This window comes from Pseudomonas sp. PAMC 25886 (assembly GCF_000242655.1).
GTDB lineage: Bacteria > Pseudomonadota > Gammaproteobacteria > Pseudomonadales > Pseudomonadaceae > Aquipseudomonas.
The window spans coordinates 48,345-72,099 of the sequence record NZ_AHHC01000025.1 but is presented as its reverse complement, the minus strand read 5'-3'; the positions used below and the strand labels follow the sequence as shown (position 1 = coordinate 72,099).

Sequence of the window (23,755 nt, the reverse complement as noted above, 5' to 3'; positions counted from 1 at the left end):
TGATATTCCATTTTGTTCATGCAGGAGCCCGGCTTGCCGGCGATGTCGGTCTTGAGCCTTGCGATGCTCCTGAGGACGCCATCGCCGGCAAGCCGGGCTCCTACAAAACAGCGTGTTCTTTCAGATAGCTTTTCAGGGCTTCAACCTCGGCGGCGCTGGCGTGGCCAAGAATTCGCCGCACCTGCTCCACAGGCGAACCCGCCACGGGCAGGTTCAAATGCTCAGGCAGAATCTCGTCGCCACTGCTGACCAGCAGGGCAAAGTGAATCACGTTCTCCAACTCCCGGGTGTTGCCGGGCCAGCTGTGATGCTCCAGCACGCGCTGGGCTTCGTCGCTGATCAGCGGCACCGGCAGGTCGAGACGCTGGCTGTAGATGCCGAGGAAATACTCTGCCAGCGACAGGATGTCGCCCACCCGCTCGCGCAGTGCCGGCAACTCCAACTGGCCTTCGCTGAGGTAATGGAACAAGCGCTCGTGGAACTTGCCGGCCGCCACGGCCTGGGCGAGGTCGATGCTGGTGGCCGCCACCAGGCGCACATCCACCGGGCTTGGCTGATGGGCACCGACGCGGGTGACTTCGTGGTTTTCCAGCGCCGCCAGCAACTTGACCTGGATCGGCAACGGCAAGTCGCCGATTTCATCCAGGTACAAGGTGCCGCCGTTGGCCGAGCCAAACCAGCCGGCCCGGCTGCTGGCCGCGCCGCTGTGGCTGCCGGCGGCATAGCCGAATAATTCGGCGTCGGCGTACGTCGGGCTGATGGCGCCGCAATTGACCGAGACAAACAAACCGGTGCGGTCGCTGCCACGGTGGATGTGGCGCGCGAGCAATTCCTTGCCGCTGCCGGTTTCACCGCGGATCAGCACGGGCAAGGCACGGGGGGCGAGGTTTTCGAGGTCTTCACGCAATTGGCGCGAACGCGGGTCGACAAACACCAGCGCCTTGGCCCGGATGCTCAGGGGGCTTTTTTCGGCGTCGGGGAAGGTCAGCAGTGGCTGACCGAAGGTTTCATGCAGGCTCATGGCAGACTCCCGCCCCATCCACGAAGGGGAAGGGGCGTTTAAAAAATTTTATGCACGGCGCCGGGAGTGATGTTCCAGGCGATTTTGCAGGCGATAGAGGTAGGCGAAGCCCTGTTCCCAGCGTTGATGTCCGGACTTCACATTGATGTGCCCGGCGCCCGCGAGAATCCCCGCTTCGGCGCCCCAGTTACGCGCCAGTTCAAGGGCGCGGGTGGCGCTGACGGCGCTGTCGTTGTCGGAACTGACCACTTGGCTGGGGAACGGCAACAGGTCGCTGGGGATTGGCGCAAAGTTACGCAGGGCGGGTGCGCAGGCGGGACGTTCGACATCGGCCGGGGCCACCAGCAGGGCGCCGCGTACCTGACGCAGAAACTGCACCGGTGCGGTGGCCGCCCAATGGGCAACGGTGATGCAGCCCAGGCTGTGGGCAATCAGAATCACCGGGGTGCTGTCGGCGGCAATGGCTTCGGCCAGTGCTGCCACCCAGTCTTCGCGACGCGGGGTGAGCCAGTCGGCCTGCTCCACGCGTGCGCTGTTGGGCAGGCTGTTCTGCCAATGACTTTGCCAATGATCTTCTGGCGATCCTTGCCAGCCCGGCACGATCAGATAACGAATCGACTCGCTGTGCATGGGTGTGCCCTCCTGCAGCGTTTAACGTTGTGGGTCAGTATAGGCACGAGGTATATATTCGTTAAGGAATAAGAAGCTATTTATTAATAACCAAAATGTTGGATTGAGGGTGGTGTGGGGGTTTAGGGGTTGAGGGTACATATCCGTTATTCAGGTAACGGCGGCTTATGGTTTCGCTCTTACAGCGACTCACTTTGGAAAAGCCCCAAAGTAAGCAAAGGGCTCTGCCCCGCCTGTCGGCGCCTCGCTGTGGCTCGGTGTTCCCTCACTCCGGCATTGCTCCGCGGGCCGCCGCGACGGGGCGTCCCTGCCCCGTCGCGGCTAAACCGGCGTCCTGCCGGTTTACCCGCTCCTCAATACCTACGTTCGGCCTCGGGCTTATTGGGGCAGTCAGAGCCAGATCAAGATCAAAAGCAAGAGCACAGCGGCCTACAGGCCGGCTTGAGTGGTAGAAGCCAGATCAAAAGCCAAAGCCAAAGCCAGAGCGAAAGCCAAAGCGAAAACCAAATCTGAAACTGATGCAGCTCTGCTTTTCTGTGGGAGCTGGCTTGCCTGCGATGCAGACAACTCGGTCTCTCAGGTACACCGAGGCGATGCTATCGCAGGCAAGCCAGCTCCTACAGTTGGACCGTGCCCACTGTAGATTTTGATGTTGCCTTTGCTTCACACCACTCAAGCCGGCCTGTAGGCCGCTGTGCTGTTGATCTGCTTTTGATCTTGATCCTAGGCGCCCCGTTAAACCACGCTGGCCGAACGCAGGCTTTGGAGCGTGGGTAACCCGGCAGGACGCCGGGTTAGCCGCGCTGGGCCAAGGATGGCCCATCGCGGCGGCCCACGGTCCAAAGCCGGAGTGAGGGCACACCGAGCATTAGCGAGGTGCCGAGTGGTGGGGCAAGAGCGTTTTGCTTACTTTTGCGCTGTTCAAAAGTGAGCCGCTGTAAGAGCGGAACCCATAGCCGCCATTACCTAAATAACGGATATACACACCAACCCAAACCAAAGGCAAAAAAAAGGCCGCACCCTGCCAAGGAGACGGCCAAAAAAATTGTCGAGGCATTTGAAACTAACGTGCAGTAATCACCGACAGCTTGGTAATCCCCGCGCGCTCGATAGACGCCATGGCTCGCGCCACTTCGCCGTAGTTCACTCCATCATCAGCCTGCAGTTGCACCCGAACGTCCGGGTCCTTGGCCTTGGCCGACTGCAGGTTGAATTCCAGCAGGTCCGGCTGGATTTCATCCTTGTTGATAAACAGTTTGCCGGCCGCATCAATGCTCACCACCAGCGGATCTTTCTGCTCCACCGGGGCCACAGCCTCCGTCTTGGGCAGGTTGATCGGAATCGCGTTGGTCAACAGCGGCGCGGTGACGATAAACACCACCAGCAGCACCAGCATCACGTCCACCAGCGGGGTGACGTTGATCTCGCTCAGCACCTCATCACTGTCTTGCGTGGAAAAGGCCATCTCAGGACGCCTCCTTCACTTTTTGCGCGCCGCCCTGAGCACCACCAGCCTTGCTCAGCGTCGGGTGCAGCAGCACGCGGAAGGAGTTCTTCTGCGCCAGGCTGTAGAAGTCGTGGGCGAAGTCATCCAGGTCGGCGGCGGTGAGTTTCAGGCGACGCAGGAAGTAGTTGTAGACCAGCACTGCTGGCACCGCGACGGCGATACCCACGCCGGTGGCAACCAGGGCGGCACCGATCGGGCCGGCCACGGTTTCGAGGCTGGCGGAACCGGCGGCGCTGATGCCTTTCAAGGCTTCCATGATGCCCCACACGGTGCCGAACAGGCCGATGAACGGCGAGGTGCTGCCGATACTCGCGACCACGGCCAGGCCGGTTTCCAGGGAGCGGCGCTCACGCACGATTTGTTGGCGCAGGGCACGTTCGAGGCGGTCCTGATGGTTGATCGCCTGGCTCAAGTCCGCAGCGTGTGGCGCCTCACCGACCTGGATCGCGGCGTAACCTGCCTGGGCCACGCGGGCAGCGGCGCCGGGTTTGGTTTCGGCGAGTTCTGCGGCCGAATCAAGACTCGATGCCGCCCAGAACTGTTTGTGGAATTTGCGATCCTGGGACTTGAGGCGGCCGAACTGGACGCCCTTGAGCAAGGCCAGGCCCCAGGTGGCGACCGAAAAGACCACCAGCAGCCAGATAACCGCGCTTTCGATGGATTCAGTTGGAGATGCTAATGCCATGATGTTTTCCCTCTGTGCAGGTCGCGATGTGTCCAACACACCGCATCCCAATAATTAATGAATCTTGAAATCGATCGGTACGCTGACCCAGCCGTCCTGGGCCACATCGCCCTGCTTGGCCGGTACAAAACTCCAGCGCTTCACGGCAGCCAGTGCGGCTTCGTCGAGTTGCTGGCGACCACTGCTCTTCTGGATCTGGATCTCACCCGGTTTGCCGGTAGCCAATACATGCACCCGCAACAACACCGTGCCTTCCCAACCCCGGCGCTGGGCCAGTGACGGGTATTCGGGCGCCGGGTTCTTCAGGTACGCGGCGTTGGCCGAGGCCGGCGTTACCGGCGCTGGCGCAGGCGGTGCCGGGGCTGGAGCCGGTGGCGCAGGTACGGGCGGCGCGGGCGGCTGCTCCGCCACCGGTTTCGGTGCGGGCTTTGGTACCGGCTTGGGTTTCGGAATCTTTTTCGGCGCCGGCTTGGCGGCCAGCTCATCGACCACCGGTGGCGGTGGCTCGACAACCGGTGGCGGCGGCGGTGGCGGCACTGGCGGTGGCGGCTCCACAACCGGCGGCGCCGGCTGGGAAAATTCGATCGTCATCGGCGGAATTTCCGGCGGCACAATCGGCAGCACCGGGGTTGGCTTCTGGCTGACCCAATAGATCACCGCGCCATGCAAGGCCAGCGCGAGAATCCCCAACAGGATCGCTTCACGCCGACTCAACACACCCTTGGGGGTTTTCTGCGTACGCAACTGCCCCAACGGCGCGCGATGCGGCCGGCCAAGGTCGACCAACTCACCACCCGGTGCGTGGCGCCACTGCGCCTCTTGTGCACTGGCGGCGGTCTGGACATTGCCCATTGATTAACTCCCCTGCGGTCTTAAGCAAAAAAACCGACGGGCCTGCCTTGGCGGCCGTCGAGGGGTGAATCATCGGGGGCAGACGCTTATCTCTTAAAGTAATCTTTAAAGTTATGGATAGATCTAAAGTGAATAACCGAAACATCCGGATACGCCGAAGCCACGGCCTGCGCGGCCTGGCGCCGAGGGGCCAAATCTGAATGCTTTTGAGGCATACAAAATATTCCCTAAAGGCATGGCTCAGCGCGGGTTACTGGCACATAAATCCAGCAGTTGGCTCAACAATGCCTGCCCCGCCGCACCCAGGCCGTTACGGCCATACAGCGCCAGCCGCACGCCTTGCACGGCCGGCAAACCGCTGTCCGCGCCCAACACCACATGCCCGGGCTGCACCACCCGCACCGGCAGCAGGCTGATCCCCAGCCCCGCCGCCACCGCCGAGCACACGCTGGCCAGGCTCGCGCTGGAATAACCGATGCGCCAGCGCCAGCCGCCCACCTCCAGGTGATGCAGCATTTCATTGCGGTACAGACCGCCTGCGGGAAATGCCACCAGCGGCAGCGGGTCACGCACCAGGGACGGCGCACTGCGGCTGTCGACCCAGCACAACGGCTCCGGCCAGGACGCCAGGCAGTCATCGCTGTCGCCCATTTGCTTGACCAGCAGCACGTCAAATTCACCGCCGCGATAAGCCCGCAGCAACTCGGGCCCCAAGCCGCTGGTGACCTCCAGCCGCACCCGTGGATAAGCCTGCACAAACGCCGACAACAACGGCATCAGGCGCTCGGCCGCAAAATCCTCGGGCACCGCCAGGCGCAGCACACCGTCGCTCTGCTGGTTGATCAGCACGTCGGCCGCCTCTTCGTGCAGCGCCAGGATGCGCCGCGCATACGCCAGCAACCGCTCGCCCTCCACCGTGGCCACCACGCGGCGCTGATCCCGGTCGAGCACCTGGCTGCCCAACGCCTCTTCCAGGCGGCGGATCTGTTGGCTGACCGTGGATTGAGTCAAATGCAGGCGCTCGGCCGCGCGGGTGAAATTGCCGCAATCAACCACGGCGACAAAACTGCGCAATAACACGGGATCGAACATGGGCTCACCATTCCATTTGCCACTGATTGGCATGGTTATATTTAATTTCAGAATACCCCTGCGGCTGCCCATACTTCACGCCTCAATGCGCACGAGGGGTTTTGCATGACTGACGATCAACGGCACCTGCACCACGCGGTGCAACTGGCCCAGGCCAACGTAGCCGCCGGTGGCCGCCCATTTGGCGCCGTGCTGGTGCGCGACGGCGAGGTGCTGGTGGAAGCGGTCAACGAAATCCACTTGAGCCAGGACCCCACCGCCCACGCCGAGATGCTCGCCATCCGCGCCGCCAGCCAACAACTCGGCCCGCGCCTGGAAGGCTGCGTGATCTACGCCAGCGGCCAGCCCTGCCCGATGTGCCTGAGTGCGATGTACCTGTGCGGGATATCCCGCGTGGTATTCGCCGCCAGCAACGAAGTGGCGGCGCCCTTTGGCCTGTCCACAACCGCGATCTACCAGCAACTGTCGCTGCCGCTGGCGGAGCAAAAGTTGCCCGTACAGCACCTGCCGCAGGCGGCGATGCAGGCCCTTTACGCGCAATGGAAGGCCCTGCATGACGCTGAATAATTCGTTCGCAGGCAAACTCGCCGGCTGGGGCTTGCTGGTGGTGCTGGGGCTGAACCTGCGACCCATCCTCAGCTCCATCAGCCCGTTGCTGGGGGAAATCCGCCTGGCCACCGGCCTGAGTTTCCAGAGCAGTGCCTTGCTCACCAGCCTGCCGGTGATCTGCATGGGCCTGGTGGCATTGGTGGGTGTGCGCCTGGAGGCCAAGCTGGGGGAGCGTCGCGGGATCGCCCTCGGCCTGATGATGATTCTGCTGGCGTGCCTGGCGCGCTGGCTGTTTGGCCAGGCGCCGGCACTGCTGGCCACGGCGCTGTTCGGTGGCGCGGGTGTGGCGCTGATCCAGGCGTTGGTGCCGGCGATGATCAAGCGCCAGTTTCACCAGCGCGTGCCGTTGGCGATGGGGGTTTACTCGGCGTCGCTGATGGGCGGCGGTGGCTTGGCGGCGCTGCTCAGCCCGCTGGTGGCTGGGCACTTCCAGCAGTGGCAGGCGGGGCTTGGGATCTGGTTGCTACCGGCGCTGGGCGCGTTGTTGCTGTGGGCCTGGCTGCCGTTGGGCGCGGCAAAAAACCCGCAGGTGACGGCGCCGTTCCAGGGCCTGCGCAACCGTCGCGCATGGCTGCTGGCGCTGTATTTCGGTTTGGTGAATTGCGGCTACATGAGCATGGTCGCGTGGTTGCCGGCCTACTACCAGCAACTGGGTTGGGACGTATTGCCCAGTGGCTCGCTGCTGGCGTTCATGACGATCTTCCAGGTCATCGCCGCGCTGTTGATGCCCGCATTGGCGCAACGCGGCATCGATCGTCGACCGCTGCTGAGCATCAGCCTGCTGGCCCAGACCGTGGGCTATATCGGCTTGCTGACGGCGCCGCTGCAATTCCCGCACCTGTGGGTGGCGCTGATCGGCTTCGGCCTGGGGGCGTGTTTTGCCCTGAGCCTGCTACTGACCCTGGATCACCGCCGCGACCCTCGGGAAGCCGGCCAGTTGGCTGCGTTCGTCCAGGGCGTGGGCTTTTTGATCAACGCCATTTCGCCGTGGCTGACCGGCTGGCTGCGGGAACTGACCGGCAGTTTCGTCAGCGCCTGGATGGTGCTGACGCTGACCGTGGTGGCGATGCTGATACTCACCCGGGTGTTCAGCCCGGCGACTTATCGCACCGCACCGGCTGTGGCCTAGAAGTCGTAGCGACCGGTCACCCCAAGCGTGCGCGGGGTGCCCAGCAGCCCTTCATACCCACCGTTACCACCGGTCCACAAGGTGGTGTAGTAGGTCTTGTCGAAGGCGTTCTTCAGCCACAGCGACACGTCCCACTGCCCTTGCTGGTAGTTGCCCCGCAGGCCGGTGGACAGGTTGACCACCGCGTAGGCCGGGATCTGCCCGTAATCGGAATCTTCCACCGTGCCCACCGCCTTGGAGCGGAACGCATAGCTGGCGGTGACGTAGGGTTCGAAGCCGTTATCGAGGTTCCACTTGTATTCGCCATTGGCGTTGGCAATCCACTTCGAAGCGCCCACCACCTGGTGACCACTCAGGTCGCATGAGGCCGGCGCACCTGGCCGCAGGCTGACTTCCGGCGGGCACGGCGCATCCTTATACGAGAGGTATTGCACGTCGTTGTACGAGCCGTTGAGGTTGAGCGTGAGGCCCTTGATCGGGATCAGCGTGCTCTCCACCTCCACGCCCCGTGAGCGCACCGAGCCGGCGTTGGTCAGGTACTGCACGCGGTTGTTGTCGTCGTAGGCATTGGTCTGGTAGCCGTTGACCTGGGTCCAGAACAGGTTGGCGTTGAGCTGCAGCCGGCGGTCCCACAGGGTGCTCTTGAACCCCAACTCCGCGTTGTTCGCGCGCTCGGTGCCGATCAACAGCGAGTCCGGCCCGGCCGTGGGCGCGGAGCCTACCGCCAGGTTAACCCCACCGGATTTCTCGCCATGGGACAAGGTGGCGTAACCCAACACGTTGTCGTTGAAGCGATAGCTCAGGTTCAACAAGCCGGACGGGCTGGTGCTGTATTGGTTGAGGTCGCCGGAGTCGTAAGCCCCTGCTCGCCCGCGTCGCGCAGTGGCCGCCGCACCGGTGACTGCGTCGCCGCCAATGGGCGCGTTACGGGTTACCCAGGCGCTTTTCTGTTCATAGGTGCCACGCAGGCCGGCGGTGAAATCCAGGCGTTCGGTGAGGTGCCAGGTGCCTTGGGCGAACAGCGCAAAACTGTCGGTGCGGATATGCCCGTTGCCCACGCTGCTGACGTTGTTCAGGGCGCCCGTGGGCGTGCCGTTCCAGATGTCGGCCTTGGGCCCGTAATAGGCGAAGGATTTGTTGTCCAGGTCGGAGCCGAAGTAGTAGGCGCCGAGCACGTAATCGAAAAAGCCGCCGGTGGGCGAAGCCAGGCGAAATTCCTGGGACCACTGCTTGTCTTCCACCGACACGCCGGCGTTGTAGGACGCCGGTACGTTGAGGCCGTCGTCGTTGCGCGGGGTGAAATTCCACCAGCGGTAGGAACTGACCGAGGTCAGGGTAAAGTCGCTGGGCAGGGTCCAGTTGGCTTCCAGCGAGGTGCCGCCCTGGAACACGGTGACGTGCTGGTCGCTGTCGAGGTTGACCTTGCGGTGTGTGCCGTCGACCAGGGTCGCCCCCGCCGCTGCGGCCCGCGATTGATACAGGTTGGTGCCGTTGATGGTCGGCCCGGTGCTGTACAGCACGCGGGTGCCGGCGCTGGAGTCTTCTTCGTTGTAGTCGCCGATCCAGCGCAGGTTGAACGTATCGCTGGGCTTGTACAGCAGTTGCCCGCGAAAGCCCTGGCGTGAGCCGCCGTTGAGGTCGTGGCCGTTGTACTCGTTCTTGATGTCGCCGTCGCTGCGGGTGCGATACGCGGAAAACCGTCCCGCCAGGTCCTCGGTCAGCGGGCCGGAAATCGTGCCCTTGGTCTGGAAATAACCGTCCTCGCCCAGTGACGTTTCAATGCTGCGCTCCGGGGTAAAACTCGGCGCGCGGGTACTGATATTGATCACCCCGGCGGTGGTGTTCTTGCCGAACAGCGTGCCTTGGGGACCGCGAAGTACCTCAAGCTGTTCGATGTCCATGAGGTCGAACACGGCCATCCCCGGCCGGCCCAGATACACGTTGTCGATGTACAGCCCCACGCTGCCTTCCAGGCCGTCACTGGCCGGGTTATTCCCCAGCCCGCGAATCGACACGCTGGACTGGCGCGCATGCATGTAGGCGACGTTGACGCTGGGCACCAGTTGCTGCAAATCCTGAATCCGGTAGACCCGCTGGCTCTCCAGGGCCTGGCCGCCGATCACGCTCATGGGCGTGGGCACGTCCTGGGCACTTTCGGTACGCCGCCGCGCCGTCACCGTGACCGTTTCCAGTTGCCCGCTGGCGCTCTCACCCTTGGGCGCAGGCGCGGGCTCCTCGGCCGCCTGGCTGCTGGACCAACTGGCACTGCCCGCCAGCAACAGCGCCACGGGCAAGCGTTTCAGCCGCCAGGAAGAGGGAGGGACAGCGCGACTCAACAGGCTCATAAGCGGCTCCAGTGTCAGGAAATACGCTGGATCGCATATTCCTAAAGGCTATTTATTTATGTTTTTACAAACATTTACTGCATAAGAGATAGCCTTTATAAGGAGTCGACCTAATGCATAGCCAATGCATTTCCCCGATATTTTCAATGTGAAAAATGCATATCGACCTGCGCCAACTTCGCCACTTCATCGCCCTTGCCGAGCAACGCAGTTTTGTCGCGGCGGCGGTGACCGTGAACCTGTCGCAATCGGCCTTCAGCCGCAGCATCCAGGCGCTGGAACTCAGCGCCGGGTGCCAGTTGGTGGACCGTGGCCGCAAGGACCTGGCGCCGACCAAACAAGGCCAGGTGCTGCTCGAACATGCACGGCGGCTGGTCAGTGGCGCCCAGCAACTGGCCAATGAAATCAGCCAATTCAACGGGCTGGAGGCCGGAGAGTTACGTTTCGGTTGCGGCCCGGCGCCCGCTGCCGGGCTGATCCCGAAAGCCATCGGCAGTTTCATCGGGCGCTATCCCAAGGCCCGGGTGCAGTTCCAGGTGGACGACTGGCAAAGCCTGAGCAAGCGCCTGCTCAGCGAAGAGTTCGAATTTTTCGTCGCCGACACCCGGCACTTCGAAGCCAACCCGGACTACCAGACCCACCGGCTGCGCCCGCGCAAATGGTATTTCTGCTGCCGTGCCGGGCACCCGTTGGCAACCCGGGAAAGCGTGACCGGCGCAGAGTTGATGAGTTATCCGCTGGCGGTGACCATCCGCCCGCCGAACCTGCGCAAGGTCATCGTCGACCTCAGTGGCCGGCCCGACTACACGCCCAACGTCGAATGCGAAAACGGCTATAGCCTCCTGGGCGTGGTGCTGCGTTCGGACGCCATCGGCATCGTCAGCGCCAACAGCGACGTGCTGCACATGGCCCGTGGCGAACTGGTGTGCCTGCGCATTGAAGGCCTGGCCGAAGACCTGGAGGAGCGCTACACCCGCTACGGGATTGTCAGCCGCGCAGGGTATCGCCTGTCACCGCTGGCCGAGGCGATGATCGAGCAGATCAAGGTGATCGATGAGCAGGATGAAGAGGTGTGTGCGCTGGAAAATTTTGCTGTCTGAGCGACCGCTATCGCAGGCAAGCCAGCTCCCACAGGGGAATGCATTTCAAAGGTGGGAGCTGGCTTGCCCGCGATAGCACCGGTCGCCACACCCATGCGCCCACTGCATGAAACCCATTCCCCGAATGCACTTGCTTCAACGCCTGCCAAGCGGCGAAATCGTTCGCCTGTCCTCCGCTCGGTGAAGCCTCATGTCCCACCCCAAACCTGTGCGCAACGTGCTCTACATCATGTGCGACCAACTGCGCCGCGATTACCTCTCGTGCTATGGCCACGCCCATTTGCACACCCCCCATATCGACCGCCTGGCCGCCGCCGGCGTGCGCTTCAGCCGGGCCTACACCCAAGGCACGATTTGCGGCCCGTCGCGGATGTCGGCCTACACCGGGCGCTACGTCAGCAGCCACCAGGTGGCCTGGAACGCGGTGCCGCTGCCCCTGGAAGAACTGACGATCGGCGACTACCTGCGGCCCCACGGCATCCGTACCGCGCTGGTGGGCAAGACCCACGCCACGCCCAATCTCGAGGCCTTGCAACGCCTGGAGATCGACCCCGACAGTGCCCAGGCACAGCCGCTGAACGAAGTGGGCTTCGAGGCGTATTTCCGGCACGACGGAATCTTCCCCGACAGCCCGCTGTTCACCGAAAAACGCGAGTCCGCGCCCTACACCCACTACCTGCGCGAGCAGGGCTACGACAGCGCCAACCCGTGGCACGAATGGGCGAATGCGGCGGCCGGCGAATCCGGGGAGATCCTCAGCGGCTGGCACATGCGTAACGCTCACCTGCCGGCGCGGGTGGACGAGCAGCACTCGGAAACCGTCTACACCACCGATCGCGCCATCGACTTCATCACCGAACAGGGCGAGCAGCCGTGGTGCCTGCACCTGTCGTACATCAAGCCACACTGGCCCTACATCGCCCCGGCGCCGTACCACGCGCTGTACGCCGCCGAGCAGGTGCAGGCACCGATCCGACCCGCTCCCGGAAAGGCCAGCGATCACCCGGTGTACCACGCCTTCCGGCAGCACCAGGAGAGCCTGAATTTCTCCCGGGACGCAGTGCGGCTTAACGTGATTCCGACCTACATGGGCCTGATCAAGCAGGTCGACGATCAACTCGGCCGGCTGTTTGATTTCCTCGAAAGCAATGGCCGCTGGGACGACACGCTGATCGTGTTTACCAGCGATCACGGTGACTTCCTCGGTGATCATTTCCTGGGTGAAAAGGAATTCCTGCTGGAGCCGGCGGTAGGCATTCCACTGATCGTGCGCGACCCGCGTGCCGCCGCCGATATCAGCCGAGGCACGGTGGATGAGCGCCTGGTGGAAACCATCGATACCTTGCCGACGTTCCTGCAAGCCTTGGGATTACCAGGTGCCGAGCATCGCCTTGAGGGCCGCTCGTTGATTCCGCTGCTGCACGGCGAAGACATCGACTGGCGCCGCTACGCCATCGCCGAATACGACTATGCGTTCCAGGCCCCGGCACGCGAACGCCTGGAGCAGCCCATCGACCGCTGCCGCATGACGATGGTGCGCAGCGAGCGCTGGAAATACCTGGCCTACGACGGTTACCGCGCGCAGTTGTTCGACTTGCAGAATGACCCGCAGGAACTGCATGACCTGGGCACCGACCCGGCGCATGCCGATGTGCGCGAGGCGCATCGGGGTTATCTGTTCGAATGGCTGCGGGGCTTGAAGCGGCGCACCACCATCAGCCACGCCGAGATCGATTTGCGTGGCCAACGGTTTCGGTATGGCGAGCCGGAGGCAGAGAAGGTGGTGCAGATCGGCGTCTGGTGACGCCGAAACCCGCTTTTGTGGCGAGGGGGCTTGTCCCCCGTTGGGCTGCGAAGCAGCCCCAATAAGGTACATGCGGTCTGCCAGATACAATGACGTTGGCAGTTCCTGGGGCCGCTTCGCAGCCCAACGGGGGACAAGCCCCCTCGCCACAGCAAGCCCCCTAGCCACGAATATTGCGGTGGTTTTATAGGCCGCGGGTGGTCTGGCTGCGCTGCCCCTGCACGCTCACCGGCACATCGCCCTTGAGCGTCACCCGGCGCACGATGCGCTCCTGGGTGCCGTAGTCATCCACCGCGTAATGCTGGGTGGCGCGGTTGTCCCAGATCGCCACGTCGCCGGTGTTCCAGCGCCAGCGCACGGTGTTTTCCAGGCGTGTGACGTAGCTTTGCAGCAGGTTGAACAGGTGCGCCGAATCCACCTGTGAATAGCCCTTCAGGCGTTTGACGAAGTGCCCCAGCAGCAAGGTTTTTTCGCCGCTGACCGGGTGCACGCGCACCACCGGATGTTCGGTCTCGTAGACCGTCGAGGTGAAGACCTTGCGGTACTCCTCCAACTTCTCCGGCGACACGTCCGGCTTGCGCGCGGCGTAGTCGTATTCATTGCTGTGCACGGCCCAAAGCTTGTCGGCCAGCTCACGCAGTTCGGCATTCAGGTCGTTGTAGGCGGCAGCGGTGTTGGCCCAGACGGTGTCACCCCCCGAAGCCGGCGCCAGCACTGAACGCAGGATCGAGGCTTTCGGGTAAGCGTCGACGAAGGTCACGTCGGTGTGCCACGAGTTGGCGCGCTGGCCACGGGCGCCGTCCAGTTCCAGCAGGAACCGGGTGCCGTCGCGCACCGGTACGGTGGGGTGGGCAATCGGCTCACCGAGCAAATGGGCGAAGGCTTCCTGGCTCTGGTCATCAAGGTGGGTCTGCTCGCGGAAGAAGATCACCTTGTACTGCACCAGCGCCTGCTGGATGGCTTCGACCGTGGCGGCATCCAGCCCGCCGGATAACGTGATGCCACGGATCTCGGCGCCAATGCGTCCGGCCACCGGGTGGATATCCAGCGCCTGGGCGACGGGTTGAACAGCTAGTGCGGCGTTGCTCATGGTGATGACCCTCATGTGCCAGCTTTCGGTTGGGAGTAGCGTGCAACAACGCTCTATTCATATGCATTTTAGGTCTAGCAAATGAACGAATGCTTCGTTGACGGAATAAGAGCTTGCATTTAAAACCTCAGCTCCCCCGGTCGCAAATGCCTTCGACCTATTTTTCAGATGCCAGGAAAGCATATGGATCTTCGCCAACTGCGCTACTTCATTGCCCTCAACGAACACCGCAGTTTTGTGCGTGCCGCCGACGCCATGGGCATCACCCAACCGGCGTTCAGCCGCAGCATCCAGGGGCTGGAGCAGGAGTTCGGCTGCGTTCTGGTCGACCGTGGCAACAAGGACCTGCGCCCCACACCCGAAGGCCAGGTGGTGCTGCAGCACGCCCTGACCCTGGTGCACGGCGCCGCGTTGCTGAGCAGCGAAGTCACGCGCATGACCAAGCTCGATGCCGGCGAACTGCGCTTCGGTTGCGGCCCGGCGCCGGCGGTGAAACTGGTACCGGACGCGGTGGCGCGCTTTATCACCGCCCACCCGAAAATCCGCACCAGTTTCCAGGTGGATAACTGGGAAAAACTCAGCCGCAGCCTGAGCCGCGAAGAGATCGAATTCTTTATCGCCGACATCCGCCAGTTCGAGTCCGACCCGAACTTTCAGACCCGGCCACTGACGCCCAAGCGCGGGGTGTTTTTCTGCCGGCCGGGGCACCCGCTGTTGGCCAAGGACAGCCTGTCCACCAACGACATGTTCGATTACCCGTTGGCCGCGCCGCTGATTTCCCAGGGCATTCGCAAACTGCTGGCGAACCTCAGCGGGCGCATGGATTTTTCACCGAGCATTCACACCGAGCACTTCCCGGCCTTGGTGAAGATCGTGTTGCAGTCCAATGCCATTGGCGTGGGCACCGAGGAAGCGTTCGCCGAGGACGTTGCCAAAGGTGAGCTGGTGCTGCTGCACTGGCGCAACCTGCCGCAGAACCTGGAGAGCCTGAATGCGCGTTGCGGGATCGTCAGCCGCACCGGTTTTCGCTTGTCGCCGGCGGCGAAGGCGATGATCGAGACGCTGGTGGCGGTGGATCAGCAGGAGGTGAGTGTGGCGGTTTGAGAACCGCCCCCTCGCTTCAGATTCCGGCTGCTGCCAGCTTCGGCGCTACCCAATCACTCACCTGGAACGGCTTGCGGATCAACCGCTGCTGGGACGCCAGGTCCACCTTGTCCTGCAGTTTGGCGAGGAACACCGGGTCGAGGGTCGACGGGAAAATCTCGCTGAGTTTCTGGTCTTTCAAGTCGTTGGTCAGGATCACCGGTGGATAACTCGCCAGCCCCGATACCAGCTGGATGTAGGCCTGTTTGTTGTTGTCATCGGTCAACCATTGCACCGCCTGCTGTTGTGCCTTGAGCAGCGTGGCCACGGCTTCAGGGTGCTCATCGACAAACGTGCCACTGCCCACCAGCACACCCTGGATACTGCCGGCGTCGCCCAAATCCTTGGTGCTCAGCGGTATCTCGGCCAGGCCCTTGGCTTGCAGCGCACTCAGGCCCGAGCTGCCCCAGGTCGCGTCAATCTGCTTGGCAGCCAGTGCGGCGACGGCGGCGTTGAAGTCCAGGTTGATGACTTTCAGATCCTTCTCACTCAAGCCCTGGCTGGCCAATGCGCTGTCGAACGACAGCTGGCTGGCGGTGCCACGGAACACCGCAACGCGCTTGCCCTTGAGGTCTTGCAAGGTCTTGATGCTCGAACCGGGCACCACTCCCAGATAATGTTTCACGCCTCGGGCACTGGCACTCAGCAGGCGCGTGTCGAGGCCGTTGGACTTGCCGATGATCGCTGCCAGGTCGCCCAGGTAGGCAAGGTCCACCTGGCCATTGGCAAAGGCTTCGTTGATCACCGGGCCTGCGCCCTTGAAGAAATTCCACTGGATCTTGATGCCCTGCTCGGCGAAGGCTTTTTCGAAGATCTGCTGTTCGCGCAGCACGTCCACCACCCCGCCGCCGCTGTGCTGGGTACCGGCGCTGAGGTCGGGCACGGCAATCCTGATTTCCTTGAGGTCGGCAGCCTGCACCAGCCCGGCCAACGCCGTACCGGCGACCAATGTGATCAAGCGTTTGAAGGGCAGCTTCATGGGTGTTGCTCCTGTGGGCGGCGGTTGCCTGGGGAGCAGAAAGTAGGCACAAGCGAGTCAAAACTATAAATACTATAAATTCACAATTTAATAGCTTTCGGGTCTATAGCCGGCCAAACGCAGGCTCCAGAGGGTTATGCAACAACAGCATGGAAAATATTCTTCAAATGCATTGGATGCGTGTCGGGTGGCGGCTTTAAATGGTTTTTCTTATCCCTCAATCGTCTTGATTGTTTGTTTATAAGATCAAAAAAACATAAAGCCCACCGGACAACGGAGGTCATCCATGGCCCGAATCTCGCTGTTGAGCCTGCCACTGGCGGCCCCTGCCCAAGGGCGGCAGCCACGTTGGCCGCACCTGGGCGAGCGCCTGTTGCCCTGGCTGCTGCCGCTGGCATTGTTTGCCCTGTGGTGGCTGGCCAGCCGCAATCACTGGATGAGCGAACAGATTCTGCCCGCCCCGTCGCTGGTGTGGAGCAGCGCCGTGGAACTGGCTGGCGGCGAGTTGTGGAGCCACTTGGCGATCAGCCTGCGACGACTGTTCTGGGGCTTGTTGGCGGGCGTCAGTGCCGGCGCCGTGCTGGGCGCCCTTTTGGGTTTCAGTCCCCGGGCCGAGCGCCTGGTGTTCCCGACGTTCAGCGCGCTGTCACAGGTCCCGACGCTGGCGTGGATCCCGTTGTTCATGGTGTTTTTCGGGATTGGCGAAACCTTGAAACTGGTGGTGCTGGTCAAGGCCATTGTGGTGCCGGTCACCCTGCATACGCTGGTGGGCGTGCGCGATGCCCAGCCCGGCCTGCGCGAAGCCGCACGGGTGCTGCGCCTGCCGTCTCACCTGTTGATCCGGCGCCTGATTCTGCCCGCCGCACTGCCGGCGTTCATGGCCGGTGTGCGCCTGGCCCTGGCCGCCGGCTGGACCTCGTTGCTGGCGGTGGAGCTGCTGGCCTCCAGCGAAGGCATCGGCTACCTGATGGTGTGGGCGCGGCAGCTGTTCATGCTGGATATCGTCTTCGTGTGCATCGTGGTGATCGGCGTGCTGGGGGTGGTCATGGACCGTGGCGTCGGCTGGCTGGACCGCAAGTGGGTGCACTGGCCGCACCCGGCCACCGCACAGATTCGCCGTGGCCCGCGCTACCAGGGCTGGCAACGCTTGCAGCCGTGGCTGCTGCCGCTGGGTTTGTTGGCACTGTGGCAACTGGCAACGCAGCAGGCCTGGGTGGATCCGAACATCCTGGTCAGCCCATGGGCCGTGCTGCAAACCACAGCCGCTGGCGTGCTCGATTTGAGCCTGGTCAACGCGCTGGCTCTGAGCCTCGGGCGCACCTTGGGCGGCTTGGTGCTGGGCGGCGGCCTGGGCTTCCTCGTGGGCTTGCTGCTGGGCCTGTCGCGCACCAGTGAACGCGTGCTCGGCCCAACCCTCGCCGCCCTGCGCCAGATCGCGATTTTCGCCTGGGTTCCGCTGCTCACCGCCTGGTTCGGCCTCGGTGAATTGGCCAAGTGGGTATTCATCGCCCTTGCGGCGTTTTTCCCGCTGTTTATCGCCACCCAACGCAGCGTGCTGAACCTGTCACCCCAACTGAACGAAGCCGCCCAGGTCCTGCGCTTGAGCCTCGGCCAGCGCCTGCGACGGCTGGTGCTGCCGGGTGCGGCAGCCGGGATTTTCGCCGGCTTGCGCCTGAGCCTGATCTACGCCTGGCTGGGCACCATCGGCGCTGAATATTTCATGCCGTCCAACGGCGGCATCGGCAGCCTGATGATCGGCGCCCAGCAGTTGCTGCGCATGGATTTGATCATGAGCGGCATGCTCCTGGTGGGCCTCACCGGCGCCGCCCTCAACCTGATCGGCCAACGCATCGAAACCCGCGCCACCCGCTGGAGACACGCATGAACGCACCTATCGTCAGCTTCACCCATGTGGGCAAATCCTTTGACGTTGACGGCTTCGAACTGGAGGCCATCCGCGAATTCAACCTGGACATCGCCGAAGGTGAATTCGTCGCGATTGTCGGCTCCAGCGGCTGTGGCAAATCCACCCTGCTGCGCTTGCTGGTGGGCCTGGATACGCAGTTTCGCGGCCAGATCAGCGTGGATGGCAAGGCGGTCAGTGGCATCGGGGGCGAACGCGGCATCGTGTTCCAGGAGCACCGTTTGTTCCCTTGGCTGACGGTGGAAGAAAACATCGGCCTGGGGCTGGTCAACGAGCCCCTGAGCGCCGCCGAAAAGCAGCAGCGCGTCGGCGATTTTATCGAACTGGTAGGCCTGACCGACTTCACCCGCGCCTACCCGCACCAGCTGTCTGGCGGCATGGCACAACGGGTGGCAATCGCCCGTGGCCTGGTGGCCAGCCCGCGCATCCTGCTGCTGGACGAGCCCTTCGGCGCCCTCGACGCCCTGACCCGCCAGCAAATGCAGGACGAGCTGTTGGCTATCCGCGCGCGGGCCAGAATCACCACGATCCTGGTGACCCACGACGTGGAAGAAGCGATTTTTCTCGCCGACCGCGTGGTGGTGATGGAGCCCCGACCGGGGCGGATCAAGCAGGTGGTGGATATCGCCCTGCCCCATCCACGCCAGCGCAGCAGTTTCGACTTTCATCAGTTGCGTGAAGAACTGCTGCACGAACTGATCAGCGATGACCACTACCAGCCACCGGTGCGCGAACAGATCCGCGACCTGCCCCTGGCCTTTATTGCCTGCTGACGAGGAGCGTATTGATGCCGCAACGTCCCAACTTTTTTGTGATTCTGGCCGATGACATGGGCTTCTCCGACCTGGGCGCCTTCGGTGGCGAAATTGCCACGCCGCACCTCGACGCCCTGGCACTCAACGGCCTGCGCCTGACCGACTTCCACACCGCGCCCACCTGCTCGCCAACCCGCTCGATGCTGCTCACCGGCACCGACCATCACATCGCCGGGATCGGCACCATGGCCGAGGCGCTCACCCCGGAGCTGATCGGCAAGCCGGGCTACGAGGGTTACCTCAACGACAAAGTGGTCGCCCTGCCGGAACTGCTGCGCGACGCCGGTTACCAGACCCTGATGAGCGGCAAATGGCACCTGGGCCTGACCGCCGAACTGGCGCCCCACGCCCGGGGTTTCGAGCGTTCGTTCTCGCTGTTGCCGGGGGCGGCCAACCACTATGGCTTCGAGCCGACCTACGACGACACCACGCCGGGCCTGCTCAAATCCACCCCGGCGCTGTACATCGAAGACGACACTTTCGTCGAACAGTTGCCGGAGGATTTCTACTCCTCGGACGCCTTCGGCGACAAGCTGCTGCAGTACCTCAAGGAGCGGGACCAGAGCCGGCCCTTCTTCGCCTACCTGCCGTTTTCCGCCCCGCACTGGCCGTTACAGGCGCCGGCAGAGATCGTCGAAAAATACCGCGGCCGCTACGATGCCGGCCCCGAAGTGCTGCGCCTGGAACGCCTGGAAAAACTCAAGGCGCTGGGGCTGATCGATGCGGATGTGGAGCCCCATCCGTTGATCGAACTGAATACCCAATGGGCGGCCTTGAGCGAGGAGCAACGCCAGGTCTCGGCGCGAGCCATGGAGGTGTATGCGGCGATGGTCGAGCGCATGGACTGGAACATCGGGCGGGTGGTCGAGTACCTGCGCCGACAGGGGCAACTGGACAACACCTTTATCCTGTTCATGTCGGATAACGGCGCCGAAGGTGCCCTGCTGGAAGCATTCCCCAAGTTCGGCCCGGAGCTTCTGACCTACCTCAACCAGCACTACGACAACCGCCTGGAGAACATCGGCCGCGCCAATTCCTATGTGTGGTACGGCCCGGCCTGGGCCCAGGTGGCGACCGCGCCGTCACGTCTGTTCAAGGCGTTTACCACCGAAGGCGGGATCCGCGTGCCGGCGCTGGTGCATTACCCGCAGCTGTCCCTCAAGGGCCGGATCAGCCATGGCTTCGGCACGGTGATGGACATCACGCCGACCATTCTCGACCTCGCCGGCGTGCGCCATCCGGGCAAGCAGTGGCGCGGCAAGCCGGTGGCGCCGTTGCGTGGCAAGTCGTGGTTGGGGTTCCTGTCCGGCGAAACCGAACAGGTGCATGACGAACACACCGTCACCGGCTGGGAGCTGTTTGGCCGCCGGGCGATTCGCCAGGGCCAGTGGAAAGCCGTGTACATCCCGGGGCCCGTGGGGCCCGCTACCTGGCAGCTGTACGACCTGGGCCAGGACCCCGGCGAAATCCATGACCTTGCTCAGAGCCACCCGCAAAAACTGGCGACCCTGATCGGCCACTGGCAGCAATACGTCGAAGAAACCGGGGTGATCCTCAGCGCGTCGCCGTTTCAGCCGGATTGATCGCCACCGACGGATGGGTGGCGCGCTCGAACCGATTGGCCCGCGCAAACGTGCCGAAATCGTTGAAGCGCACACCCATTTCAGCCATCACTTTGTGCGCCGTTTTCACCGTCATCTGGCGGATGTAGAACGGCTCCTTGACCACGAAATGATGAATCCCGTGGGTGCTGCCGAAGTTGAAGCAGAACGCCTGCAACGGCCATAGCCACCAAGGGTTGAGCACCTGGGTTTGCTGGATCACATTGCCCGGCTCGATGTCGCCGTAGTAGTGCATGTTGGAGCTGACAAAGTGCAGGCAGAAGGTGCGCAGCACGTTGGGGCCGATGATCACCACGGCGGCGATATCGATCACGTGCATCACCGCCAGCGTGTTGGCCGACCAGTCGATCGGCGCGCCCAGCAGGCTGGCGATGCCATTGGCCGCATGGAAGCCGAGGAACACGTACCACGCGCCCCAATGCAGCAGCGCCAGCGGTGCGTAGACCAACGCCGTGCGCTTGAGAATGCCCAGCTTATGCTTCCATGACGGAGCCCGAAACACCCGGATCAGCGCCGACATGATGTTGTCGCCGACCATCAACAACCGCGCCAGGCCCCAGGGTTCACCGTTGGTGATTGCCCGCTCTTCGATGTCGGTTTCGCTGCCGGATACCTTGTGGTGATTGAGGTGGAGATGGCGCCGCACCCAAGGGTTGATGGTGCTCGGCCGCGCCAGCCAGACCAGGCCCATCATCAGGTTGAGGGGCAGGCGTTGCTTGCGAAAGTACATGCTGTGGATCAGGTCGTGTTCCAGCTCGTGGGTCAGTGACGCCAGGAACGCGTTGAGCAACAGGCACACCCACCACGCCATATGCCCGGTGATGTACAGCGCCGCGGAACCCAGCATGCCCACCAGGGCAAAGGCCAGGATGCCCGCGCCCAACGCGTCCTGATGCAGCAGCCACGGATGGCGCTGGCGCAATAACTGCCCCTCGGCCAGCACCACTTCACGGATATGCGCTGAACGCTGTTGCGCGTTCATCTGCCGGGGGCTTGCAGAAGTACCGTCCATGCTTCCATCCTCTGTCTTATTGATGCGTACATCCTGCCCTATGCGATCTGGCGGGACGCTAGCCCCACACGCCAACCTGTTGACCGCAAGCGCCAATCAACATGACCGAACCGACCTCCCTCGCCAGCTGGACCCGCGCCCTGCGCAAGCAGCTCGACGCCCTGGACCTCGACAGCGCCGCGCTGTGCGCCCAGGCCGGGCTCGACCCGCAGTTGATGGACGATCCCAATGCACGCTATCCGCTATCAGCCACCACGCGCCTGTGGGAACTGGCGGTGCAAGCCAGCGGCGACCCGGCGATTGGCTTGCGGGTGTCGCGGTTTGTCAGCCCCACCACCTTTCATGCCCTGGGTTATGCGCTGGTGGCCAGTGGCAGCCTGCGGGAAGTGTTCGAGCGGATCGTGCGCTATCACCAGGTGGTCAGCGACGCCCTGAGCCTGGAGCTTAGCCGGGAGGGCGAACGTTATCGCTTTCGCCTGCAGCAGCCCGCCGGCACGCCCGCGCCGGCGTTTGAGGCAATTGATGCGTTCGCCGCGATCTACGTGCGCACCTGCCGCAATCGGCTGGGCCGCGAGTATGCGCCGCTGGCGGTGTACCTGCGGCGGCCCGAGCCGGCCGACCCCAAACCGTGGCACACGGTGTTTCGCGCGCCGGTGTTTTTTGCCGCCGAGGAAGACCGGCTGGAATTCGCCGCCCAGGACTTCGACAGCCACCTGGACGATGCCAATCCGGAGTTGGCCGAACACAATGAAACCGTGCTCAAGCGCACCCTGGCGCAACTGCGACCGCTGACCTGGGAGCGCAAAGTACGTTCGGCCATCGAAGCGCAACTGCCCGACGGTGAGCCGAGCGCCGAGCGGATCGCCCAGGCGTTGCATTTGAGTTTGCGCAGCCTGCAGCGGCACCTGGCGGACGAGGGTTGCCGGTTCGATGCGCTGCTGAATGAGTGCCGGGAGAACCTCGCGCTCCTGCACTTGCGGGATCCCGAGTGTTCACTGGCGGAAATCAGTCATTTGTTGGGGTTTGCCGATACCAGCAGCTTTAACCGGGCGTTCAAGCGCTGGACCGGGATGACGCCGGGGCAGTTTAGGGATGGGTTAAGGTAGTGAGTATTGCGGTGGTTGTGAGGGCCTCATCGCGGGCAAGCCCGGCTCCCACAGTTGACCGAGTTGTCTTGGGCAACAGTGTTCAAATGTGGGAGCCGGGCTTGCCCGCGATAGCGATGGTTCAGCCACCACAAAAGCCAAAGGCAGTCAGCGCCCCCGGTCCCGCCGCAACACCTTCTTCACCCGCGCCACCAACGCCCGGGCTTCAAACGGCTTGAGCAAATAATCATCCTCGTGCAATTCCAGCCCACGCAGCCGATCTTCAATCCCGTCGGGCGTGGTCAGAAACAACATCGGCGTCTCGCCTTTCAACCGAATCGCCTGTTGCAGCTTCCAGGCATTCAGCCCCGGCAGCATCACATCCAGGATCACCAGATCGTATTCAGTGCTTTCCACAAAGCGCAGGGCCGCCATGCCATTGGCCGCCACCTCCACCGTGTAGCTGGCCTCCTCAAGACTGCGGCCCATCGCCTCGGCCGCCTCTGACTCGTGTTCCACTAGCAGGACGCGCATAACACACCTCGAATAATCGTGAACGCAGGCTAACACCCTCAGGCGTGCGCCGCCTCGCGCAAACGCTGCGGGTCGAGGATTTCGATCTCGCCATAGCCCAGGCGCACAATGCCCTGGCCTTGCAGGTCCTTGAGCAACGCATTGGTGGTCTGGCGTGACAGGCTCAGCATTGCGGCCAGGTCTTCCTGGGGCAGTTGCAACACCTGTCGCGCCTGTTCGATGTCGCCGTAGCCTTCGGCGATCATCAGCAGGCGGTGCGCCACCCGCACCGAGGCCGGCATCAGGCTCAGTTGCTCGATGTTGATAAAGGTCAGGCGCAACTTCTGGCTCATCAACAGGGCCATGTCGCGCCAATAACGCGGTGCCTCTTCAAGGATTTGCAGCAACGCCGGCTGCGGCACCTGCAACAGCGTGCAAGGCCCGACGGCGCAGGCGTCATGGGTGCGGGGCAGCCCGTCGAACAGGGAAATCTCGCCGAACCAGTACGGCAATTCCGCCAGGCTCAACACCGCTTCCTTGCCCTGCTCGTTCACCGCGCTGATGCGCAGGGAGCCTTCCAGCACCGCGTACAACCCGCACGGTGGGTCGCCGCGCTTGAACAGGTACTGCCCCGCCGTCAGCTGCCGCAGCCGGGCGCTGGCCAGCAAGCTATTCTGTAAATCAGCAGGCAGATGGCTGTACCAGTGACCGGTGGCCAGCCGCGGGTGCCATTTCTCTGCATCCATGAGAACTCCGAAGATTGTCGGCCAGCTGACAGTGTGTCGCAGGCCTACAGGG

At 63.1% G+C, this 23,755-nt stretch carries 21 protein-coding genes; 9 read left to right on the top strand and 12 right to left on the bottom strand.

Annotation, left to right across the window (positions count from 1 at the left end; translation table 11 throughout):
* Positions 1-100: 100 nt before the first annotated feature.
* The 6 genes from MUM_RS0108110 to MUM_RS0108085 form a co-directional block, all read right to left on the bottom strand.
* Positions 101-1,021, bottom strand: a complete 921-nt coding sequence (locus tag MUM_RS0108110; protein WP_003211821.1) for a sigma 54-interacting transcriptional regulator — start codon at positions 1,019-1,021, stop codon at positions 101-103.
* A gap of 48 nt (positions 1,022-1,069) precedes the next feature.
* The gene (locus MUM_RS0108105; protein ID WP_010168877.1) at positions 1,070-1,651 is read right to left on the bottom strand and encodes an alpha/beta hydrolase; all 582 of its coding nucleotides are present in this window, start codon (positions 1,649-1,651) and stop codon (positions 1,070-1,072) included.
* 1,063 nt (positions 1,652-2,714) lie between these two features.
* The gene (locus tag MUM_RS0108100) at positions 2,715-3,116 is read right to left on the bottom strand and encodes an ExbD/TolR family protein (protein WP_003218118.1); all 402 of its coding nucleotides are present in this window, start codon (positions 3,114-3,116) and stop codon (positions 2,715-2,717) included.
* Position 3,117: 1 nt separating this feature from the next.
* The gene (locus tag MUM_RS0108095; RefSeq protein ID WP_085989906.1) at positions 3,118-3,846 is read right to left on the bottom strand and encodes a MotA/TolQ/ExbB proton channel family protein; all 729 of its coding nucleotides are present in this window, start codon (positions 3,844-3,846) and stop codon (positions 3,118-3,120) included.
* 51 nt (positions 3,847-3,897) lie between these two features.
* Positions 3,898-4,695 (bottom strand): energy transducer TonB, encoded by a 798-nt coding sequence (locus MUM_RS0108090; protein ID WP_010168869.1) that lies wholly within the window; start codon positions 4,693-4,695, stop codon positions 3,898-3,900.
* A 240-nt stretch (positions 4,696-4,935) separates the two neighbouring features.
* Positions 4,936-5,787: a LysR family transcriptional regulator gene (locus MUM_RS0108085; protein WP_010168867.1), complete on the bottom strand. Its 852-nt coding sequence runs from the start codon at positions 5,785-5,787 to the stop codon at positions 4,936-4,938.
* Between the two features lie 105 nt (positions 5,788-5,892).
* Between MUM_RS0108085 and MUM_RS0108080 the strand changes: the two genes are divergently transcribed.
* Both MUM_RS0108080 and MUM_RS0108075 read left to right on the top strand, forming a co-directional pair.
* On the top strand, positions 5,893-6,354 hold the full coding sequence (locus MUM_RS0108080) for a nucleoside deaminase (protein WP_010168865.1): 462 nt from the start codon (positions 5,893-5,895) through the stop codon (positions 6,352-6,354).
* On the top strand, positions 6,341-7,525 hold the full coding sequence (locus MUM_RS0108075; RefSeq protein WP_010168863.1) for a CynX/NimT family MFS transporter: 1,185 nt from the start codon (positions 6,341-6,343) through the stop codon (positions 7,523-7,525). The genes MUM_RS0108080 and MUM_RS0108075 overlap by 14 nt, the downstream gene beginning before the upstream one ends.
* On the opposite strand, the gene MUM_RS0108070 is transcribed toward MUM_RS0108075, so the two are convergent.
* Positions 7,522-9,870: a TonB-dependent receptor gene (locus MUM_RS0108070; protein WP_010168860.1), complete on the bottom strand. Its 2,349-nt coding sequence runs from the start codon at positions 9,868-9,870 to the stop codon at positions 7,522-7,524. The genes MUM_RS0108075 and MUM_RS0108070 overlap by 4 nt on opposite strands.
* A 155-nt stretch (positions 9,871-10,025) precedes the next feature.
* On the opposite strand from MUM_RS0108070, the gene MUM_RS0108065 reads away from it, so the two are divergent.
* Both MUM_RS0108065 and MUM_RS0108060 read left to right on the top strand, forming a co-directional pair.
* Positions 10,026-10,970: a LysR family transcriptional regulator gene (locus MUM_RS0108065; protein ID WP_010168858.1), complete on the top strand. Its 945-nt coding sequence runs from the start codon at positions 10,026-10,028 to the stop codon at positions 10,968-10,970.
* A gap of 190 nt (positions 10,971-11,160) precedes the next feature.
* Positions 11,161-12,774, top strand: a complete 1,614-nt coding sequence (locus MUM_RS0108060) for an alkaline phosphatase family protein (protein WP_010168856.1) — start codon at positions 11,161-11,163, stop codon at positions 12,772-12,774.
* A gap of 184 nt (positions 12,775-12,958) precedes the next feature.
* Here MUM_RS0108060 and MUM_RS0108055 read toward each other — a convergent pair whose 3' ends face one another.
* On the bottom strand, positions 12,959-13,864 hold the full coding sequence (locus MUM_RS0108055; RefSeq protein ID WP_010168854.1) for a TauD/TfdA dioxygenase family protein: 906 nt from the start codon (positions 13,862-13,864) through the stop codon (positions 12,959-12,961).
* 183 nt (positions 13,865-14,047) lie between these two features.
* Here MUM_RS0108055 and MUM_RS0108050 point away from each other — a divergent pair, with 183 nt between their 5' ends.
* Complete coding sequence (locus tag MUM_RS0108050; protein WP_010168852.1) at positions 14,048-14,968, top strand: LysR family transcriptional regulator; 921 nt, start codon at positions 14,048-14,050, stop codon at positions 14,966-14,968.
* A gap of 16 nt (positions 14,969-14,984) precedes the next feature.
* Here the strand turns inward: MUM_RS0108050 and MUM_RS0108045 are convergent, their stop codons facing one another.
* Complete coding sequence (locus tag MUM_RS0108045; RefSeq protein ID WP_010168850.1) at positions 14,985-15,986, bottom strand: ABC transporter substrate-binding protein; 1,002 nt, start codon at positions 15,984-15,986, stop codon at positions 14,985-14,987.
* A 286-nt stretch (positions 15,987-16,272) separates the two neighbouring features.
* Here MUM_RS0108045 and MUM_RS0108040 point away from each other — a divergent pair, with 286 nt between their 5' ends.
* Genes MUM_RS0108040 through MUM_RS0108030 form a run of 3 tightly spaced genes read left to right on the top strand, consistent with a single transcriptional unit; the run spans position 16,273 to position 20,308 of the window.
* The gene (locus MUM_RS0108040; protein ID WP_010168849.1) at positions 16,273-17,871 is read left to right on the top strand and encodes an ABC transporter permease; all 1,599 of its coding nucleotides are present in this window, start codon (positions 16,273-16,275) and stop codon (positions 17,869-17,871) included.
* Positions 17,868-18,683, top strand: a complete 816-nt coding sequence (locus tag MUM_RS0108035; RefSeq protein WP_010168848.1) for an ABC transporter ATP-binding protein — start codon at positions 17,868-17,870, stop codon at positions 18,681-18,683. Before MUM_RS0108040 ends, MUM_RS0108035 begins: the two co-directional genes overlap by 4 nt.
* Before the next feature lie 14 nt (positions 18,684-18,697).
* Positions 18,698-20,308, top strand: coding sequence for an arylsulfatase (locus tag MUM_RS0108030; protein WP_010168847.1), 1,611 nt, complete (start codon positions 18,698-18,700; stop codon positions 20,306-20,308).
* Here the strand turns inward: MUM_RS0108030 and MUM_RS0108025 are convergent.
* Entirely contained in the window at positions 20,280-21,359 is a 1,080-nt protein-coding gene (locus MUM_RS0108025; RefSeq protein ID WP_029615804.1) for a fatty acid desaturase, read from the bottom strand. The two genes, MUM_RS0108030 and MUM_RS0108025, sit on opposite strands and share 29 nt — an antisense overlap.
* A gap of 101 nt (positions 21,360-21,460) precedes the next feature.
* Here MUM_RS0108025 and MUM_RS0108020 point away from each other — a divergent pair, with 101 nt between their 5' ends.
* Positions 21,461-22,465 (top strand): AraC family transcriptional regulator, encoded by a 1,005-nt coding sequence (locus MUM_RS0108020; protein WP_010168845.1) that lies wholly within the window; start codon positions 21,461-21,463, stop codon positions 22,463-22,465.
* Between the two features lie 147 nt (positions 22,466-22,612).
* On the opposite strand, the gene MUM_RS0108015 is transcribed toward MUM_RS0108020, so the two are convergent.
* Both MUM_RS0108015 and MUM_RS0108010 read right to left on the bottom strand, forming a co-directional pair.
* Positions 22,613-22,978 (bottom strand): response regulator, encoded by a 366-nt coding sequence (locus tag MUM_RS0108015; RefSeq protein WP_003218132.1) that lies wholly within the window; start codon positions 22,976-22,978, stop codon positions 22,613-22,615.
* A gap of 38 nt (positions 22,979-23,016) precedes the next feature.
* A complete protein-coding gene (locus MUM_RS0108010; protein ID WP_010168842.1) occupies positions 23,017-23,703 on the bottom strand; it encodes a Crp/Fnr family transcriptional regulator in 687 nt (228 codons plus the stop codon).
* Positions 23,704-23,755: the final 52 nt, after the last annotated feature.

What these genes read in the sequence shown, in the direction of transcription:
- MUM_RS0108110 (WP_003211821.1), bottom strand. Translation starts at nt 1,021, where the DNA reads ATGAGCCTGCATGAAACCTTCGGTCAGCCACTGCTGACCTTCCCCGAC.
- MUM_RS0108105 (WP_010168877.1), bottom strand. Translation starts at nt 1,651, where the DNA reads ATGCACAGCGAGTCGATTCGTTATCTGATCGTGCCGGGCTGGCAAGGA.
- MUM_RS0108100 (WP_003218118.1), bottom strand. Translation starts at nt 3,116, where the DNA reads ATGGCCTTTTCCACGCAAGACAGTGATGAGGTGCTGAGCGAGATCAAC.
- MUM_RS0108090 (WP_010168869.1), bottom strand. Translation starts at nt 4,695, where the DNA reads ATGGGCAATGTCCAGACCGCCGCCAGTGCACAAGAGGCGCAGTGGCGC.
- MUM_RS0108085 (WP_010168867.1), bottom strand. Translation starts at nt 5,787, where the DNA reads ATGTTCGATCCCGTGTTATTGCGCAGTTTTGTCGCCGTGGTTGATTGC.
- MUM_RS0108080 (WP_010168865.1), top strand. Translation starts at nt 5,893, where the DNA reads ATGACTGACGATCAACGGCACCTGCACCACGCGGTGCAACTGGCCCAG.
- MUM_RS0108075 (WP_010168863.1), top strand. Translation starts at nt 6,341, where the DNA reads ATGACGCTGAATAATTCGTTCGCAGGCAAACTCGCCGGCTGGGGCTTG.
- MUM_RS0108070 (WP_010168860.1), bottom strand. Translation starts at nt 9,870, where the DNA reads ATGAGCCTGTTGAGTCGCGCTGTCCCTCCCTCTTCCTGGCGGCTGAAA.
- MUM_RS0108065 (WP_010168858.1), top strand. Translation starts at nt 10,026, where the DNA reads ATGCATATCGACCTGCGCCAACTTCGCCACTTCATCGCCCTTGCCGAG.
- MUM_RS0108060 (WP_010168856.1), top strand. Translation starts at nt 11,161, where the DNA reads ATGTCCCACCCCAAACCTGTGCGCAACGTGCTCTACATCATGTGCGAC.
- MUM_RS0108055 (WP_010168854.1), bottom strand. Translation starts at nt 13,864, where the DNA reads ATGAGCAACGCCGCACTAGCTGTTCAACCCGTCGCCCAGGCGCTGGAT.
- MUM_RS0108050 (WP_010168852.1), top strand. Translation starts at nt 14,048, where the DNA reads ATGGATCTTCGCCAACTGCGCTACTTCATTGCCCTCAACGAACACCGC.
- MUM_RS0108045 (WP_010168850.1), bottom strand. Translation starts at nt 15,986, where the DNA reads ATGAAGCTGCCCTTCAAACGCTTGATCACATTGGTCGCCGGTACGGCG.
- MUM_RS0108040 (WP_010168849.1), top strand. Translation starts at nt 16,273, where the DNA reads ATGGCCCGAATCTCGCTGTTGAGCCTGCCACTGGCGGCCCCTGCCCAA.
- MUM_RS0108035 (WP_010168848.1), top strand. Translation starts at nt 17,868, where the DNA reads ATGAACGCACCTATCGTCAGCTTCACCCATGTGGGCAAATCCTTTGAC.
- MUM_RS0108030 (WP_010168847.1), top strand. Translation starts at nt 18,698, where the DNA reads ATGCCGCAACGTCCCAACTTTTTTGTGATTCTGGCCGATGACATGGGC.
- MUM_RS0108025 (WP_029615804.1), bottom strand. Translation starts at nt 21,359, where the DNA reads ATGGACGGTACTTCTGCAAGCCCCCGGCAGATGAACGCGCAACAGCGT.
- MUM_RS0108020 (WP_010168845.1), top strand. Translation starts at nt 21,461, where the DNA reads ATGACCGAACCGACCTCCCTCGCCAGCTGGACCCGCGCCCTGCGCAAG.
- MUM_RS0108015 (WP_003218132.1), bottom strand. Translation starts at nt 22,978, where the DNA reads ATGCGCGTCCTGCTAGTGGAACACGAGTCAGAGGCGGCCGAGGCGATG.
- MUM_RS0108010 (WP_010168842.1), bottom strand. Translation starts at nt 23,703, where the DNA reads ATGGATGCAGAGAAATGGCACCCGCGGCTGGCCACCGGTCACTGGTAC.